Below are 1,768 nucleotides of genomic sequence, written 5' to 3'. Positions count from 1 at the left end.
TGCCGTTAGCGACGGGCTGGCCGTCGGCGCCGGCGGGCGCGCCGATCAACGCCGGGTTCATGTTGTTCTTGGCGTCAGGGCCGGCATAGGTGGCTTCGAGATCGATGATGTCGCGAAGGAAGATCTTTCCTTCGTTGAGTTCATCGCGCCAGATGATGATGGCCTGGAAGGTCAGCGGGCTTTCGCAGAGGCCCGCGATCATCGCCTCGCGGCCGGCCTCGATGCGCTTGGCGATCGCGATTTCGCCTTCGCGCGACAGCAATTCCACCGTGCCCATCTCGCGCAGATACATGCGGACGGGATCGTCGGTGCGCTCGCCGGGCTCGGACTTCTTTACTTCGGTGACGGCCTTCTGCGTGACCTCGACAAGCTCGTTGTCGGTGTCGTCGTCGGCCTCTTCCTTCTCGGCCTCCTCGTCGGCCTCTTCGGCTTCAGACACGTTGATGCCCATGTCCGAGAGCATCGACATGATGTCCTCGATCTGTTCGGGCGAGGTGGTGTCGGAGGGCAGAACTTCGTTGAGCTGATCGAAGGTCACGAAGCCGCGCTTCTTGGCCTGCTTGATCATCTTCTTGACGGCAGCATCGGAGAGGTCGAGCAACGGCGACGGCGCGTCGGCAGAATCCTTCTCCGGGGCGTCCGCTGCCTTGTCGTCTTTTTCCTTGTCCTTAACCTGCAGCGTCTTTGCCTTGGTGGCCATTCATCAAGCTCCCGAAACGCGCTCGTGCGGAATGGCGTGCAACGCCATCCGCCACTGAATTACTGAAGTCGTCGGCAGGGTGTCTTTTGTTTGAAAAGCCAACCCGCTAGATCCTTGCTCTTAGCGCGCGATCCTTTTCGGAAAATTGATTCCACTTTTCCGGATCACGCTCGTGCCCCTGAGTATTCGCATGCGTACGACGCGCAAAGGGCGGCGCAGACCGTCGCCACCCCTTAACCCGCCATCGTCGGTGTTATGCCAACAGCCCTTGGGTGCCTATATGTGTAACCTTCGGACTGTTAAGCTTCGCTTAACCCTGTTTTTGCCGCCAAACCATGGATTTGGCGAGTCTTTTTGCGGGCTCGGCCGCCGCCGTCCGCATCATTTTTGTTTTCACACGCTCTTCCGGAACCGGCCCGAAAGCTCGCCAAAACCCTCGATCAAGGCCTCGGTGCCGTCGAGCGACTCCAGACGGGCGCTGACATCCTTCAGCCATGCCAGATTGGCTTCACTGGACTCATCGCCCAACGCCAGCTCGGCATCTTTCTTCTCCCTAAGTAGGGCGTGCGTTTTCTGATGCAAGACAACGAGTTGCTGCCAGGTGGCCAAAACGTCTTCTCGCGCCGCGCCGGGCTTGGCGCCCCAGACCGCCGCGGTCGTGATCGCCCGCTCAACCCTTTGAAGAACCTCGCCTAATCCGCGTGCTTCGAGATCGGTGCGCATTTTCTCGGCCTGCTCTTCGACGTCGGGGGAATGGTGATGGTCGTTGGCGAAGGCTGCAATGATGGCGGCGCGGAGCTTATTGGCTTCGGGATGGGCCAGTTCCAGGGCGGCCACTTCCTCCAGATGGTCGTGCAGCAGCCAGGGGTGGTTAATCAGGGATTGCAGGATCAGGGCCTCGCGGCGGGACATCGCGCTGCGCTGGCCGCGCATGATCGGACTGGTCGCAAGCTGGGGGCTCGCCGCCTGGTAGGGGCCGGAGCTGATTCCCGGGCCCGCTCCCGGCGGGCGGTTGCCGCGGGGGGCGAATCGGCCGGCCGGGCCGCTCGGGAAGGTCCCGCGAGGGGC

Annotated in this window: 1 protein-coding gene and 1 pseudogene; both read right to left on the bottom strand. The window is 62.0% G+C overall.

Annotation, left to right across the window (positions count from 1 at the left end):
• A partial coding sequence (locus CP49_RS07945) for an RNA polymerase sigma factor region1.1 domain-containing protein (protein ID WP_276326834.1) occupies positions 1–700 on the bottom strand: 700 nt, incomplete at its 3' end.
• Positions 701–1,093: 393 nt separating this feature from the next.
• Positions 1,094–1,768: pseudogene (locus CP49_RS07940) on the bottom strand (DNA primase); the annotation flags it as partial.

It is taken from the genome of Bradyrhizobium valentinum, from assembly GCF_001440405.1.
GTDB classification, from domain to species: domain Bacteria; phylum Pseudomonadota; class Alphaproteobacteria; order Rhizobiales; family Xanthobacteraceae; genus Bradyrhizobium; species Bradyrhizobium valentinum.
The sequence above is the reverse complement of the archived record's forward strand: the minus strand, read 5'-3'. Positions and strand labels throughout refer to the sequence as shown.